1 pseudogene is annotated in these 1,104 nt (G+C 63.5%); it reads left to right on the forward strand.

From position 1 onward, the window contains the following. Nucleotides 1–1,104: pseudogene (locus JWR98_RS28940) on the forward strand (type IV secretion protein Rhs); the annotation flags it as partial.

Here is a 1,104-nt window from a genome sequence, read left to right on the forward strand (position 1 = left end):
CATGGACCGGGTGGTGCGGGTGGGGGATACGCAGCGCTCCGTGAGCCTGTCCGATGCCGACTTTTCCACCGTGGCCCGTTGCCCGGTGGGCGGTGAGCTGAAGATCGAGAGCCAATTCGAGTCGCTGTATAACGTGCCGATTGGCGACATCCCGGTCGAGGTGATCGGGCTGGACGATGGCAGCTCCACGATGCTCATGCTCGACGAGCACGGCAAGGGCTCGCACTACTGCGCTGCCGGTGGGCGTTATCAGGTGCGGGTGCAGGGCGGCGTGTCGGCAGAGCAGGTAGATGCGTTGTTTGCCTCCTATGCCGGGCTGACGGCGGACCTGGAGCAGTGGCTTCGGTCTCATTGGCAAGCCTTCAAACCGTATTGGGAGCAGTCCACCGCCAGCGCGATTGGCAGCGGCGTACTGGCGGGCAGTTGGGCCGCGATCCTGGACGTGTGGGACAGCATCAAGCTGGTGCAGGCGATCCTTGAAAACCCGCTGAAGTACGTCGAACAGCTCGGTGATCAGGCGGCCAAGTTGGCGCAAATCGCCACCGATGCGCCCAAGGTCATGGAACAGGCGATGTTGCTGGCCAGTGACGAGGCGGCGTTGTTCCTGCTGGTGCGCACGGCGATGCTGTGGCTGGACGCACTGCCGCCCGGCCAGGTTGCCCAGGTAGGTGCAGGGTTTGTGGTGTCGTTGCTGGTCGATCTGGTGATTGGCGTAGTGCTGACCATCGCCTTGCAGGCGGCGGGTGTGGCGTATCTGGGTGTGCGCTTGCTCAAGTACGGCGCGCAAATGCTGGATGCCGCGGTAGGTTTTGTTGAAGGCCTGCTGAAGATTTTGACCCGGTTTATGCAGACCGTGGATCGCTACAAGGCGGTAGCGATTCGCGGGGTGGTCGGCGGGGTGAAGCAAGGCACCTTGCAGATGCGCTGGCGGGCGCGGCAGAACGCGGTGCTGAAGCAGACAGAGCGTGTGGATGATGTGCCTGCGGTGGCGACGAATCCTCGGGGGGATGCGGCGGCTTCAGCGGACAAGACCGCGACTAATGGCTGCCCGGTGTCGATGGTGACCGGGGAAGAATTGCTCACCCTGACCGACGGTGTGCTGGA

Origin of the sequence: Pseudomonas lactucae, assembly GCF_016937615.1 — a bacterium.
Lineage (GTDB): Bacteria > Pseudomonadota > Gammaproteobacteria > Pseudomonadales > Pseudomonadaceae > Aquipseudomonas > Aquipseudomonas lactucae.